This is a genomic window from Francisella opportunistica (assembly GCF_003347135.1).
Taxonomy (GTDB): Bacteria; Pseudomonadota; Gammaproteobacteria; order Francisellales; family Francisellaceae; genus Francisella; species Francisella opportunistica.
The window spans coordinates 166268-181843 of the sequence record NZ_CP022377.1 but is presented as its reverse complement, the minus strand read 5'-3'; the positions used below and the strand labels follow the sequence as shown (position 1 = coordinate 181843).

Genomic DNA, 15576 nt, shown 5'->3' with positions numbered 1-15576 from the left:
ACTTAAACTTAAACATTTTTAAATTCGTTAATCAGATTTTTTACTGAAGTAACTGAAGAAGTCTTCTCGCCATATCGTATCTTTTGATTTTGATCACTTTGCCAATTTTTAGATTTATTCATATCGATTTTTTCTAATGAATTTTTTACTTGCATAGTTTTCCCTGTAGTAGTAAAATCAGGATCGCCAAATAAATCAGCTATACCAAAGCTTTTTGCTTCCTGATTTTCTGGTATATTTAATGTTTTCAAACTACTTTTATAATCAATTTTTTGTGATTTTTTATGTAATGCGTCTAAGGTTTTTAACTTACTGCTTATAGAGCTTGGTTTGCTATATTCTGTACCTATAAATTGTGTTTTTCCATAATCATCTTTAAATTTATTTAGTTGTTTCCGTGCTTTTTCGATAATTTGTTCTTTTTGTTTTATCTCAGCTTCTTTCTTAGCTAACAGCTTTGCTTCTCTTTCAACAATCCCTTTTTTAGAATTTACTTCTTGCTCTTTCTTAGTTAATTTCTTAAATTCACTTTCCACTACCCCTTTTTTAGAATTTACTTCTTGCTCTTTCTTAGTTAATTTCTTAGATTCACCTTCCACTACCCCTTTTTTAAAATTTACTTCTTGCTCTTTCTTAGTTAATTTCTTAAATTCACTTTCCACTACCCCTTTTTTAAAATTTACTTCTTGCTCTTTCTTAGTTAATTTCTTAGATTCACCTTCCACTACCCCTTTTTTAAAATTTACTTCTTGCTCCTTCTTAGTTAATTTCTTAAATTCACCTTCCACTACCCCTTTTTTAAAATTTACTTCTTGCTCTTTCTTAGTTAACTGTCTTACCCCTCTTTCAATAGCTTCTTTTCTCAACTTTATCTCAGTTTCACGCTTAGCTAATTGTCTTGACTCTTTTTCAATAGCCTCTTTTCTTAATTTTATATCAGTTTCCTGTTTAGCTAGCTTTTTATCTACTTTTTCTAAATTTCCTTTCTCGTTTGTAGGCTTCTTACTTGAATTTTCTTTTGGGTCATTTGGTATCTTCTCCAACTCAGCTAAATGAGCCTTTAATTCAGATGACTCATTATCCATTTTATCTAACTGATATTGCAATTCATAATATTGCTCACGTAATTCATTATATCCTTCTAATTGATTCTCTAGGTTAGATCTCTCTTCTTCAAGATCAGCTAATTTATCTTGTAATTCGTTGTGTAGCTCATTATATTCCTTTAATTGATCCTCCAAGTTTGATCTCTCTTCTTTAAGTTCAGTTAATTCATTTTGCAATTCACTGTGCAACTCATTATATTCTTCTAATTGATCCTGTAATTCAGCTACCTGTTTATTAGAAATTTCTAAACTTTGTTTTAACTTAGCCGATTCCTTAGCTGCCTCATCTAACTTAGTCTGCAACTCTTTCGAACTAGCATTAGATTTTTCCAACTCATCTTTAATTAGCTTAACTTCTAATTCTGAACTACTTAACTTATCTTTTAATTCTTTTGATTCATTACTAACCATATCTAACCGCTTCTGCAATTCTAATGACTTCTCATTCGATTTCTCTAAGGCTGCATTAGCTTGTTTAGCTTCTAACTCTGAACTAACTAACCTATCTCTCAACTCCTTAGATTGCTTATTAGCATTGACTAGTTCATCTTGTAGTTCTTGTGACTTATCTTTCGAAACTTTTAGCTCCCGCTCTAACTCAGTCGATTTAGTATCAGCATCTTTTAGCTTTTCTTTTAACTCCTTTGATTGATCATTAGCTGTAGCTAACTGCTCTTGTAATTCAATTGACTTATCTTTCAAAACTTGCAACTTATTCTCTAAATCTTTTGAAGTCTTATCTGATTCAATTAACTTTTCTTTCGCCTGCTTGGCTTCCTGTTGCGATTTATCCAGTTGATCTTTAAAATCTTTAGATTGTTGCTCTGAGTTAGCTAACTTATCTTCTAATCCTTTTGATTGACTATTAGCCGCTTCTAACTGACTCTTTAACTTAGCTGTCTCCTCTGTAGAAACTTTTAACTCTTGCTCCAATCTACCTTTATCTTGATTAACTTTTACTAAATCACTTTGAGCTAGCTCAGCTTCTTTTTCTTTAGATTTTAACTGCTCATTTAACTTAGCCGATTCCTTAGCTGCCTCATCTAACTTAGTCTGCAACTCTTTCGAACTAGCATTAGATTTTTCCAACTCATCTTTAATTAGCTTAACTTCTAATTCTGAACTACTTAACTTATCTTTTAATTCTTTTGATTCATTACTAACCATATCTAACCGCTTCTGCAATTCTAATGACTTCTCATTCGATTTCTCTAAGGCTGCATTAGCTTGTTTAGCTTCTAACTCTGAACTAACTAACCTATCTCTCAACTCCTTAGATTGCTTATTAGCATTGACTAGTTCATCTTGTAGTTCTTGTGACTTATCTTTCGAAACTTTTAGCTCCCGCTCTAACTCAGTCGATTTAGTATCAGCATCTTTTAGCTTTTCTTTTAACTCCTTTGATTGATCATTAGCTGTAGCTAACTGCTCTTGTAATTCAATTGACTTATCTTTCAAAACTTGCAACTTATTCTCTAAATCTTTTGAAGTCTTATCTGATTCAATTAACTTTTCTTTCGCCTGCTTGGCTTCCTGTTGCGATTTATCCAGTTGATCTTTAAAATCTTTAGATTGTTGCTCTGAGTTAGCTAACTTATCTTCTAATCCTTTTGATTGACTATTAGCCGCTTCTAACTGACTCTTTAACTTAGCTGTCTCCTCTGTAGAAACTTTTAACTCTTGCTCCAATCTACCTTTATCTTGATTAACTTTTACTAAATCACTTTGAGCTAGCTCAGCTTCTTTTTCTTTAGATTTTAACTGCTCATTTAACTTAGCCGATTCCTTAGCTGCCTCATCTAACTTAGTCTGCAACTCTTTCGAACTAGCATTAGATTTTTCCAACTCATCTTTAATTAGCTTAACTTCTAATTCTGAACTACTTAACTTATCTTTTAATTCTTTTGATTCATTACTAACCATATCTAACCGCTTCTGCAATTCTAATGACTTCTCATTCGATTTCTCTAAGGCTGCATTAGCTTGTTTAGCTTCTAACTCTGAACTAACTAACCTATCTCTCAACTCCTTAGATTGCTTATTAGCATTGACTAGTTCATCTTGTAGTTCTTGTGACTTATCTTTCGAAACTTTTAGCTCCCGCTCTAACTCAGTCGATTTAGTATCAGCATCTTTTAGCTTTTCTTTTAACTCCTTTGATTGATCATTAGCTGTAGCTAACTGCTCTTGTAATTCAATTGACTTATCTTTCAAAACTTGCAACTTATTCTCTAAATCTTTTGAAGTCTTATCTGATTCAATTAACTTTTCTTTCGCCTGCTTGGCTTCCTGTTGCGATTTATCCAGTTGATCTTTAAAATCTTTAGATTGTTGCTCTGAGTTAGCTAACTTATCTTCTAATCCTTTTGATTGACTATTAGCCGCTTCTAACTGACTCTTTAACTTAGCTGTCTCCTCTGTAGAAACTTTTAACTCTTGCTCCAATCTACCTTTATCTTGATTAACTTTTACTAAATCACTTTGAGCTAGCTCAGCTTCTTTTTCTTTAGATTTTAACTGCTCATTTAACTTAGCCGATTCCTTAGCTGCCTCATCTAACTTAGTCTGCAACTCTTTCGAACTAGCATTAGATTTTTCCAACTCATCTTTAATTAGCTTAACTTCTAATTCTGAACTACTTAACTTATCTTTTAATTCTTTTGATTCATTACTAACCATATCTAACCGCTTCTGCAATTCTAATGACTTCTCATTCGATTTCTCTAAGGCTGCATTAGCTTGTTTAGCTTCTAACTCTGAACTAACTAACCTATCTCTCAACTCCTTAGATTGCTTATTAGCATTGACTAGTTCATCTTGTAGTTCTTGTGACTTATCTTTCGAAACTTTTAGCTCCCGCTCTAACTCAGTCGATTTAGTATCAGCATCTTTTAGCTTTTCTTTTAACTCCTTTGATTGATCATTAGCTGTAGCTAACTGCTCTTGTAATTCAATTGACTTATCTTTCAAAACTTGCAACTTATTCTCTAAATCTTTTGAAGTCTTATCTGATTCAATTAACTTTTCTTTCGCCTGCTTGGCTTCCTGTTGCGATTTATCCAGTTGATCTTTAAAATCTTTAGATTGTTGCTCTGAGTTAGCTAACTTATCTTCTAATCCTTTTGATTGACTATTAGCCGCTTCTAACTGACTCTTTAACTTAGCTGTCTCCTCTGTAGAAACTTTTAACTCTTGCTCCAATCTACCTTTATCTTGATTAACTTTTACTAAATCACTTTGAGCTAGCTCAGCTTCTTTTTCTTTAGATTTTAACTGCTCATTTAACTTAGCCGATTCCTTAGCTGCCTCATCTAACTTAGTCTGCAACTCTTTCGAACTAGCATTAGATTTTTCCAACTCATCTTTAATTAGCTTAACTTCTAATTCTGAACTACTTAACTTATCTTTTAATTCTTTTGATTCATTACTAACCATATCTAACCGCTTCTGCAATTCTAATGACTTCTCATTCGATTTCTCTAAGGCTGCATTAGCTTGTTTAGCTTCTAACTCTGAACTAACTAACCTATCTCTCAACTCCTTAGATTGCTTATTAGCATTGACTAGTTCATCTTGTAGTTCTTGTGACTTATCTTTCGAAACTTTTAGCTCCCGCTCTAACTCAGTCGATTTAGTATCAGCATCTTTTAGCTTTTCTTTTAACTCCTTTGATTGATCATTAGCTGTAGCTAACTGCTCTTGTAATTCAATTGACTTATCTTTCAAAACTTGCAACTTATTCTCTAAATCTTTTGAAGTCTTATCTGATTCAATTAACTTTTCTTTCGCCTGCTTGGCTTCCTGTTGCGATTTATCCAGTTGATCTTTAAAATCTTTAGATTGTTGCTCTGAGTTAGCTAACTTATCTTCTAAAGATTCTACAAGACTTTTCAAAAAATCAATGATCTTTAAATCACCAGAACCTTCAGAACCTTCAGAACCTTCAGAACCTTCAGAACCTCCAGAACCTCCAGAACCTCCAGAACCTCCAGAACCTCCAGAACCTCCAGAACCTCCAGAACCTCCAGAACCTCCAGAACCTCCAGAACCTCCAGAACCTCCAGAACCTCCAGAACCTCCAGAACTATTATTCAATGTATTTGGATTATTAGAACTAGCTTTAGGTAAATTTTGAGTTTGAGAACTATTATCCATATCATTCTCATTAAAACTGACTATATCTTTTTCTACACTATTTTTGTCTTCAACAAAATTATTCTGAGCATCTCCAAATTTATTATATTTGGCTAAAATTTTTTCTAAATGATTTTTATTTGATTTTAATTTATTGATTGCTGCACCTTTATAAGTATTATCTTTAATCAGATCAGCTAAATTATATTCTTGAGCAAAAACTTTACTAAAGCCTAATAGAAATAGAAAAACAAATATAAGAAATTTTTTCATTCGATGTAAAGATTTGAGTTAAATTAAATTTATATTATTTTACCTCGGTCTATACTTGAATACAAGATGGCTACTTCATTAATATTTAATCTATACCATTCTAGTATACTAAAAGCCTTTATTTTCAATGCTTTCAGCGGAATTTATTTTTTGATTTAAATAATTAATGTGTTACAATTTGTGCTGCACAATTAAAGGTGAGAAAAAGTGACTACAACCCGAATCAGCTTATTTTTTCTTCCAGCTTTCTTTTTAGAAAAATTTAATAACGCTTAGTTAATCTAACTATAAGGAGAAAATAATATGTTACCAACGCTCATGTCTGTTGACTTAGCAAGATTGCAGTTTGGTTTAACAGCATCATTTCACTTCTTATTTGTTCCGCTAACTTTAGGACTAACGTGGATCTTATTCACAATGGAGCTAATGTACATAAGAACAGGTAAAGAAGTTTATAAAGACATGGTGAAGTTTTGGGGTAAATTACTCGGAATAAACTTCGCTTTAGGGATTATTACTGGTCTAACCATGGAATTTGAATTTGGTACTAACTGGTCATACTACTCTCAATCAGTAGGTGATATTTTTGGTACACCACTAGCTATTGAAGGCCTAGCAGCATTTATGCTTGAATCTACATTTGCTGGTTTATTTTTCTTTGGCTGGGATAAACTTACAAAAAAACAACATTTACTATCAACATTTTGTTTAGCAATTGGCTCAAGTTTCTCAGCTTTACTTATCTTAGTTGCAAATGGCTACATGCAGCATCCTGTAGGTTCTGAATTTGTAGCTGCAACTATGAGAATGCAAACAGTTAGTCTATTAGATCTATTCCTTAACCACACGGCTCAAACAAACTTTGGCCACGTGATGACTGCTGGTTATACTACCGCAGCAATCTTTGTAATCGGTATAAGTGCATTTTATTTGATTAGAGGTCGTGATATAGCATTTGCTAAGAGATCTATCGCTATCGGCTTAGGTTTTGGCTTAATCACGTGTTTAGTTGCGATTATTTTCGGTGATGCAAACGGTGTTGATGCTTTTAGAGTACAACCATTAAAAATGGCCGCTATCGAAGCAGAATGGGATACATCTAAAGCTCCAGCAGCATTTAACGCTATTGCGCTACCAAGTCAAAAAGAACAAAAAAATAATTTTGATGTTCCTATCCCAGCTGTATTAGGTCTGATCGCAACTCACTCAACTGATACAGAGATTCCAGGAATCAAAGCTATACTTTATGGTGAAAAAACAGCCAATGGTACAAGAGATCCAAATCTTGCATACTACAGAGATATCAAAACAGGTCAAACTGCTGATGTCTCACCTCAAGCTGCTGCTGCTGATCCAAGTAAGTATGAGAAAGTACCTTCTGCTTTAGTGATGATCAAAGAAGGTGGTCTTGCGTATGCTGATCTTCTAAAGTGGCGTGAGACAGGTCATAGCGGTGATACTCCTGATAGTAGCTACACTAACTATAACAACCCTACTTACCAGAGATATATAGGCTTTGGTAAAATGTTAGTCCAAGCTGCTCAAGAAAAATATGGCGTAGCTGACTCAATAACAATTACTAAAGCTGCAAACGATCCAGAATTAGTAAAAACTGTTGCTACTAATATGGTTCCAGATGTTGCTAGTATTTTCTGGAGCTTTAGAATAATGGTATTCATAGGCTTCTTTATGTTTACCTTAATAGTTGTTGGACTAATTCTACTTGCTAGAAATGCTCTTACTAGTAACGCATTTAGTAGATTTATCCTAAGAATAATGATTTGGTCAATACCATTACCTTATATTGCATGTATTGCTGGTTGGTATGTAACTGAGCATGGTCGTCAACCTTGGACTGTTTATGATCAACTACCTACAAGCATTAGTTCCTCAGCATTAACTGCTGCAGATGTCGGGACATCAATGGCAATGTTCTTCCTAATAGACACTGCGCTATTTGCTGTGATGGTATTCTTAATGTTCAAATATGCAAGACTTGGTCCTAGCTCTTTAGGTACTGGTAAATACCATTTTGAACAAAACAACAAAAGTAAATAAGGAGAGATAAATGTTATTAGATGTGTTACAAATTATCTCTTGGCTAGTTGTAGGGGTGCTTATATTTTTGGTAGCTGCTACAGTTGGTTTTGATTTTGGTGTAGGTATTCTTGCAAAATTTGTCGGCAAGAACGACTACGAGAAAAGAGCTATTATAAATACTGTAGGACCTACATGGGATGGTAGCCAAGTTTGGTTTATCACCGCTGGTGGTGCTATTTTTGCAATATGGCCGCAGGTATATGCAACTAGCTTCTCAGGATTATATATCGCGATTTTGGTTGTATTGTGGGGACTTTTCCTTAGACCTCCTGCTTTTGAGTACAGAAAGAAAATAGATAATCCTAAATGGCGTAGCTTCTGGGATTGGATGCTTGTACTTGGAAGTATAATCCCTATAGTCGTGATGGGTGTAGCTGTTGGTAATCTTTATTTAGGTTTTCCAATCTCTTATGATGATACTGCTAGACTAATCTACGGTACTGTAACAAATGGTCAATATCAGTCGATGTGGATCACATTGCTAAATTTACTCACGCCATTTGCACTATTATTTGGTGTATTTGCACTAAATATGGCATTAATGCATGGCTCTGCCTATGCTAAGCTTAGAACTAGTGGTGTTTTACGCGATAGATTTAGAAAGATTACTAATGTAACAGCAACTGTATATATAGTTTTATTTATAATTGCCGCAATTTGGATATCTTTTATACCGGGTTATCAATATACACCAGATGCTAGTTTAGCTCATCTGTCAGATACTTTAAACCATGCTTTTACAGCTGGCAAAGTAACTACTGATTATTCATGGTACTATAACTTCAACCATGCGCATGTATGGATGTGGTTTGCACCTATACTAGCTTTTGTTGGCGCTATATTTGTTATTAGGTTTAATAATCAAGATAAAGATGGTGCTGTATTCTTAGCTAGTATGGCATCTTTACTTGGTGCGATACTAACTGTTGGCTTTACTTTATTTCCATTTATTATGGTATCTAATATTGGTGATCATATGTATAGCTTAACTGTATATAATGCAAGTAGTAGCCAAACATCACTAATAGGCATATTATGTGCAGCAGTTATTATCCTTCCGATTATATTTAGCTATACATTCTTTGTTTATAAAAAAATGTGGGCTAACGGACGTAGAATATCGGTTGAAGAAATTAAAGCTAACTCACATGAAATGTACTAACTAAGGAGAAAATTATATGTATTATTTAGCGTGGATTATATCAGCTGGTCTAGCTGTTACAGTAGCTTGTTTCGTAGCTACCAGGTTAGAAAAAAAAGAAGATCAATCTCAATAAAAATCATTATCTAAGCTATTCTATTTTTTGCTCTTTGGTGTAAAATATTATCCAGCAAAAACTATAATCTTTAAGAAAACATGAAAAAATTCATATTCGCTTTTACAGCTACTATGGCAGTTATGATTTCAACTGCATATGCTGATATTACTGTAGGGACTACAGGTGACTATGCACCATTTTCGATCTACAATCCTAAAGATAACAAATATTCTGGTAAAGATATAAAACTCATAGAAGCTTTTGCAAAAAGCAAAAAAGAGCGAGTCAAATTTGTCAAAACTTCTTGGGCAACAGCTGAGAATGATCTAAAAAACAATAAGTTTGATGTTTTTGTCGGTGGTATGACAATAACCCCTGAGCGTCAAAAAGAATTTGTTTTCTCAACTCCACTAATATTATTTAACAAAGCTGCTATGACTGCTTGTAAAAAATTAAATAAATATAAAACTTTTAGCGATATTGATAATCCAAAAACACTAGTTATCGAGAATAGAGGCGGTACGAATCAAATATTTGCAATGCAAAAATTAAAGAATGCTAAAGTCTTGATAATAAGTGATAATGACCAAGCTATAAACTCTATCATAAATGGTATAGATAATATTCATCCAGATATTATGTTTACTGATACTCTAGAGATAGCTTATCAACACTCAAAGAACCATAAAATCTGCCAAATACCTGTAAAAGTTGATGATAATCAGTACTACAAAGCTTTTATGTTTAATAATACACCACAAGGCAAGAAAACTGCTCAAGAATTTAACAACTGGCTAAGTAGTAACCCAACTATCCTTAAAAAATATATAAACTCCTAAGTAAAGCTTTGTAATTAACATTTATTACACGCAGTATACGAGTTTAATCAAATAATTTTATCAAATTGTAATGGCTTGATGGGATTTAATATTACTCCAGCTTGATTTAATTCTGTAATGTACCAGAATTTAAACATCATCCTCTAATTGTGTAGATTCATTTTGAGGCTCAGATAACTTTATTATCATCTAACTCCTTAGGTTGCTTAGTTTCCTCTTGGAATTTAGCTAATTGAAGCCTATACTCTTCAATTTGTTTTTTCGCCTCAGTTAACTTAGCTTGTAAATCATCAATAACTTTTTCTGCTTGTTCTTTCTTTTCCTTAGATTTAGCTAATTGATGCTTATAACTCTCAATTTCATCGTTTGCCTTATTTAAATTATAACTTTTATCTTGAAAAAGTTTTAATAAACGTTCTTGCTCTTTCTTAGGTTGCTGTTGCAATTTGGCTAATTGATGCTTATACTCTTCAATTTGTTCTTTCGCCTTATCTAACTTTTGTTGTCTACCCCTAACAGCTTTTGCTAAACGTTCTTGCTCTTTCTTAGTTTCCAGTTGCAATTGTTGCAAATTATCTAATTGGCCTTTAAAATCTTTAGCTTGTTGTTCCGAGTTAGCTAGCTTATCTTCTAACTCCTTAGATCGCTTATTAGCATCATCTAATTGAGCCTTTAACTTCTCCAAATCAGCATTAGCAGTTTCTAAAGCATTCTTTAACTGTATAACTTCAGATTGATTTAATTCTTCATTAGCTTGAACTGATTCTAACAGAGAATTTGTTTCATCTATATCACTTATACTTAAACTAACAGCTATATTCTTCACTACTTCCTCTTTTAAATTGATAATTTCCTTTTCATATAATTCTAAGCCACCACGAACAGCCTGAATAGCACCTTGATTAACCACATACTTTTCTAAAAATCTATCATCAATAATTACTGAGGGACTAACTTCAACTAGCTGAAAGCCATCATCAATCTCATCACTATAAGCTTGGTTATAAATCTCTTGAATAAATTTATCAAAATCTTTTTCATTTAAAAGCACATGTACAGTTACTATTTTTTTTACACCCAAATTAATTTTATCTATAAAAGCGGCATTTTGATTATCATCACTAACTATAAATTCTGAAATAATAACTGAATTATCTTTAGAAGTATTAGTAGTAAGCATTTCTCTTAATATAGCATCATTCTCAGGACCAGACCAAAGGTTATCATATGCCAATACCACCATATCTCTATAACCACCTATTAAGCTACTTCCTTTGGAATCTCTAAGATTAAACTTACCTTTTAATACTTTGTTATTTGACTTGCCAACTCCAGTCTTAATACCGTCAGCAATTAGTGAGTGATATTTTACTGTGACATTATCATTTTCACTATTTGTTAGTTTTCTATCTATTTTCTGCTGCACTACAAAATATAAACTAGTATCATCTACCCTTGTATGCAGTGATAATGCAGGCCACAATAATTCGAAAGAGTCTGGTGAATATGTCGAAATTAAAGGGACATTTGCAGTAAATAACTTTTGGAGCTGTTGTTTTTCTGTCCAAAATAAATAAGAGCCTTTGTGTTTTGTTTGCATCCAAGAGCCTTGCTGAGGACAACTAATATTATCTGAAATAAATCTAGGTTTTTTTAACATATAAAAATTCCCTTCCTGAGTATTATTATGTAATTTAATATTAAATTTTAGCTCATCATTAGCGAAACAAGCTCCAAACCAAAATATAAGCATTACTATTGATTTTTTCATAACTGATTACCTCGGCTAGATACACACGTGATTAATTTTATACCTAACTCTTATTTAATTTAATTTTTTTCTAGCAAAATATATAATTAAATATTAATTATTTTTATAGCTGATTAAAATTAAAAGTAGAACTTTCACTTGTAACATCTATGCCAATTCAATAGGATCAATATCAAAATACATTTTTACTGAGCTTGGCATATTTATAGTAAATTTATTACTAAGCCACTTAATTGTAGAATTAATCTCTTTACGAGTTTTTGACGTTAATAATAAGCTATATCTATAGACATTATTGCACTTAAGATGTAGCGCTGGCAAAGGCTTAGACACTTGAATACTTGCACAATTAGATATGTTTGAATATATATCATTTAGCAACGCTAGAATTTGCGCTTGTTTTCTTGATTCTGCAATTATTTGAGCTTGATACGCATAAGGTGGATAACCAGCGTATTCCCTTTGCTGTAAAAGATAATCTAAAAACTCTAAATAATCACTATTTACTAATAACTGAAGTAGCTTATTTTCTGGTTGATAAGTTTGTAATACAATTGTTCCTGGTTTATCTGCCCTACCTGCTCTACCAGCAACCTGTACAATCATCTGTGCCGTTCTCTCAATAGCATTAAAATCACTACTGTATAAACCAGCATCGATATTTATTAAGCCAACTAAAGTGATATTCTCAAAGTGATGTCCTTTTGCAATCATTTGTGTACCAACAATAACATCAACTTGATTGAGATTTATCATCTGGTTAATAGCATGTAAATCAGCTATAGTTTTGATATTTGCGCGATCAAAACGCACAACTCTATTGTAAGGAAATTTTGCTTCAATTCGAGCTTGAATTTTTTCAGTTCCACAACCATAAGGAAATAATTCTTGTGCCCCACAACTAGGGCATACTGTAACTAAAGGCTTACGCGAACCACAAAAATGACACTCTAAATACTGATATGGCTGGGTATGTAGAGTATAAGGCTTATCACAGTTTTTGCACTCAACAACTTCACCACAGCTCTTGCATACTAACGCTTTAGCAAAACCTAGTTTATTGATAAAAACCAATGATTGCTGATGTAATTCGATATTCTCTTGCAAAAGGTTAAAAAGCTGATTACTAATACCATTATCAACAATAGTTGATTTTAAATCTAAAAGTTGAATTTGATTCTTATGGGAATTTAATGCTCTTTGTCTTAGTTTAAGTAGTTGATATTTACCAATAACACAATTGTAGTAACTCTGCAGTGATGGTGTTGCACTACCTAAAATTACCGGTATATCAAGTTGTCTAGCTCTAAATATTGCTACATCTCGAGCATTATAGCGAATAGTACTAGTTTGCTGTTTAAATGAACTATCATGCTCTTCATCAACTATAATTATTCTAAGTTTAGCGAAATCTGCTAAAACACCACTACGTGTAGCAATTACAATATCAGCTTTGCCTTGCTTTATCTTTAGCCAATTAGTTAACCTAGCTTTGTCACTTAATTTAGAATGCAGTGCCACAACATTTTTATCTACAAATCTGTTTTCAAATCTCTTGATTGTTTGTGGAGTAAGATTTATTTCCGGAACCAAAATCAACACCTGCTGCGATTTAGATAAAAACTCAGCTATTGCTTGTAAATAAATTTCAGTTTTGCCACTTCCAGTAATACCATACAGCAACGATACATTAAAATTTGTATTGGCTAATATTTGCTCTAGGGCATATTGTTGTTCTTGGTTAAGAGTTCTAGCTTTATCAGCGTTTAAAATGTTTACAGCTTGCTTTAGCTTATATTTTTTTTTAAGGATATTGTTATTAAATAACTTATTAATAACATAGCTTGAGGCTAGCTGCTTCAGATCTTCTAATTTAATTAACTCTTGTGCAGCAACAGCATCTAATAAATCTTGCTGCTTTGCTGTTAGCTTATGTTTTTGTAAATTTATTTGATCGATATATACATATGTATCTTGCTGAGGAGTAATTTCCTCGGCTTTAAAAAAATTATTTGGTAAGGCTAAACGTATTGCACTGTATATGTCACAGCAATAATATTGTGATAGCCATAATATCAATTTTTGTATTGCTGAACTAATCGGTTTATCAAGAGTTTTTAAAATAGTTTTGACTTTGTGAGGTTCATAATCAATCTTGACATCTTTTGCTATGATAAAGCCTATCAGCTGACGCTTGCCTACTTGAACCAAGACACGCTCAAATAGCTCTACCTTTTGACCATAAACACTATAATCAAGGATATAATTAGGCGGTACTGGTAAAGCTACCTTAACAATCATTTCTCAGCTTCCACTACCTTTGTATTCATATACCAATAATAAAAACCATAAACAGCGGTAATAAAAAATATAAAATTTTGTAAAACTTGACCATATAACTCTTGCTGATACATCACCACAACAAAATATAAATCAGAAATAATCCAAACTATCCAATTCTCCATAAATTTTTCTATGGTCATAATGATCGCTGTAAATGTAATCCCAGTGAGAACACCAGTAGCAACAATATCTGAAGCAGCGGTGATATAGTTAAAGCCAATACTAAATATACACAAAACAATCACATAGACCAAATAGCGAAAATAATCAGCAAGCCTCATCCACTTAACAGTTTTATGCTCACCATCAACACCTTGAGTATGCCATTTATACCAGCCATAACTGAAAAATATTACATATACTAACTGTAGCAATACTAGCGAGTATGTACCTTTCATAGCAAATAAGAATAATAGTAACACAGCGCCCACAATACCTAACGTCCACGACCAGACCTTTAATCTAGCCAAATAGATTGTATACAAGACATTTATAACCAATGCAGAATAATCAAGAGTCTCAAACAACATTATAAGCCTAATCCTTATTTATTTAAAAACATTCGTTTAATTTTATATCAAGTTGTTTGTAGAGCTGAGATTTTATACCATTAATTTTTCTAATAGAACTAGTTTTAAAGTTAATTGTAGGATTAAAAGCCAAGTAAACTTTATGTAGCCTTATATCAAAAACATCACAGTTTAAGTAACAAATATCTTGGGCTGTAATTCTAATAATATTAGCCGTTTCTAAAGCATATAGAATTTTCTTAATCTTATCATAATCTGCTACTGAGGTTTTTTGATATAAATCATTAATACTCATACCATTTTTTAGTTCTTTTTGCGCAAGGTGCAACTCTTTAAGCATATTAACACTTATACTAAGATCATCTCTTTTTACTTCTTTTTTAAAATCTAAAGTTACCTTCATATACTGCATTGCGCGAATCATCACCGCACCTAAAAGTGTGATCTGCCAAGTAACAAAAACCCAAAGAATAAATATTGGTATTAGCGATAACGAACCATAGATAACAGAATATGTAGGCACATAAAACATATATAAAGCAAAAATCTTCTTAGCAATAGAAAATACAATCGCTACTAAAAATGCTGCAAGTAATGCAATTTTTGAATTGATCTTTGTATTAGGTAATATCTTGTAGACAACAAAAAAACCTGCCGTTAAAAAAATAAGCGATAAGCTACTCAAAAGGTATTGCTCCATACCAATATCTTTGACAAACCATGCCATAGATATAAGATAAGTACTTGAAATAAATACAAATCCCATTAATAGTGGGCCCATTGTCATTAATGCCCAATATACTAATAAACTTTGAATCATTGGCCGCTGCTTATTTGCATAAAAGATTTTATTTAGAGTAATTTCTAATCTTTTTATCATCAAAAAAATCACCACAAGTAAAACTATAACAGATGTGATAGGTAAAGAAGTCATCTTATGAGAAATATTGGTAATATACTGCTGAACCGTTGTAGCTGTAGCTGGAAGCATATTTTCAAAAAGAAAATTCTGTAGATTCTCAGAAAGGGAACTAAAAGCATTAAAAGCATTCAAAATATTTATTATAATGAAAAAAACTGGTACGATAGCAAACAAACTTGTAAGAGTTATTGACGCGGCGACTGTTGGGCAATCTTTACGGAAATATTCTTTAAAGACCCAGATCCAATAGTTTTTTAATATTAGCAAATATTTTTTGTATAACCTGATATCGAACATAG

General features: G+C 32.5%; 8 protein-coding genes and 1 pseudogene. 4 read left to right on the top strand and 5 right to left on the bottom strand.

Going from position 1 to position 15576, the window contains the following annotated elements:
• Positions 1-8 precede the first annotated feature (8 nt).
• On the bottom strand, positions 9-5513 hold the full coding sequence (locus tag CGC45_RS00845) for a hypothetical protein (protein ID WP_162790231.1): 5505 nt from the start codon (positions 5511-5513) through the stop codon (positions 9-11).
• A 303-nt stretch (positions 5514-5816) separates the two neighbouring features.
• Here CGC45_RS00845 and CGC45_RS00835 point away from each other — a divergent pair, with 303 nt between their 5' ends.
• From CGC45_RS00835 to CGC45_RS00820, 4 genes are all read left to right on the top strand, one after another.
• On the top strand, positions 5817-7571 hold the full coding sequence (locus CGC45_RS00835) for a cytochrome ubiquinol oxidase subunit I (RefSeq protein ID WP_071628530.1): 1755 nt from the start codon (positions 5817-5819) through the stop codon (positions 7569-7571).
• Positions 7572-7581: 10 nt separating this feature from the next.
• Complete coding sequence (cydB, locus tag CGC45_RS00830) at positions 7582-8775, top strand: cytochrome d ubiquinol oxidase subunit II (protein WP_071628529.1); 1194 nt, start codon at positions 7582-7584, stop codon at positions 8773-8775.
• 16 nt (positions 8776-8791) lie between these two features.
• Positions 8792-8890, top strand: coding sequence for a CydX/CbdX family cytochrome bd oxidase small subunit (locus tag CGC45_RS00825; RefSeq protein WP_032729741.1), 99 nt, complete (start codon positions 8792-8794; stop codon positions 8888-8890).
• An 80-nt stretch (positions 8891-8970) separates the two neighbouring features.
• Positions 8971-9711: a transporter substrate-binding domain-containing protein gene (locus CGC45_RS00820; protein WP_071628528.1), complete on the top strand. Its 741-nt coding sequence runs from the start codon at positions 8971-8973 to the stop codon at positions 9709-9711.
• An 847-nt stretch (positions 9712-10558) separates the two neighbouring features.
• Here CGC45_RS00820 and CGC45_RS09425 read toward each other — a convergent pair.
• The 4 genes and pseudogenes from CGC45_RS09425 to CGC45_RS00800 form a co-directional block, all read right to left on the bottom strand.
• Positions 10559-11482: pseudogene (locus CGC45_RS09425) on the bottom strand (hypothetical protein); the annotation flags it as partial.
• Positions 11483-11629: 147 nt separating this feature from the next.
• Positions 11630-13783 carry a replication restart helicase PriA gene (gene priA, locus CGC45_RS00810; RefSeq protein ID WP_114702003.1) on the bottom strand — a complete coding sequence of 718 codons (2154 nt, stop codon included), beginning with the start codon at positions 13781-13783 and terminating at the stop codon, positions 11630-11632.
• Positions 13780-14355, bottom strand: coding sequence for a nicotinamide riboside transporter PnuC (gene pnuC / locus CGC45_RS00805; RefSeq protein ID WP_071628525.1), 576 nt, complete (start codon positions 14353-14355; stop codon positions 13780-13782). The genes priA and pnuC overlap by 4 nt, the downstream gene beginning before the upstream one ends.
• 22 nt (positions 14356-14377) lie before the next feature.
• Entirely contained in the window at positions 14378-15574 is a 1197-nt protein-coding gene (locus CGC45_RS00800; protein WP_071628524.1) for a YihY family inner membrane protein, read from the bottom strand.
• Between the last annotated feature and the right edge of the window lie 2 nt (positions 15575-15576).

What these genes read in the sequence shown, in the direction of transcription:
- CGC45_RS00845 (WP_162790231.1), bottom strand. Translation starts at nt 5,513, where the DNA reads ATGAAAAAATTTCTTATATTTGTTTTTCTATTTCTATTAGGCTTTAGT.
- CGC45_RS00820 (WP_071628528.1), top strand. Translation starts at nt 8,971, where the DNA reads ATGAAAAAATTCATATTCGCTTTTACAGCTACTATGGCAGTTATGATT.
- pnuC (WP_071628525.1), bottom strand. Translation starts at nt 14,355, where the DNA reads ATGTTGTTTGAGACTCTTGATTATTCTGCATTGGTTATAAATGTCTTG.
- CGC45_RS00800 (WP_071628524.1), bottom strand. Translation starts at nt 15,574, where the DNA reads ATGTTCGATATCAGGTTATACAAAAAATATTTGCTAATATTAAAAAAC.
- CGC45_RS00825 (WP_032729741.1), top strand. Translation starts at nt 8,792, where the DNA reads ATGTATTATTTAGCGTGGATTATATCAGCTGGTCTAGCTGTTACAGTA.
- cydB (WP_071628529.1), top strand. Translation starts at nt 7,582, where the DNA reads ATGTTATTAGATGTGTTACAAATTATCTCTTGGCTAGTTGTAGGGGTG.
- priA (WP_114702003.1), bottom strand. Translation starts at nt 13,783, where the DNA reads ATGATTGTTAAGGTAGCTTTACCAGTACCGCCTAATTATATCCTTGAT.
- CGC45_RS00835 (WP_071628530.1), top strand. Translation starts at nt 5,817, where the DNA reads ATGTTACCAACGCTCATGTCTGTTGACTTAGCAAGATTGCAGTTTGGT.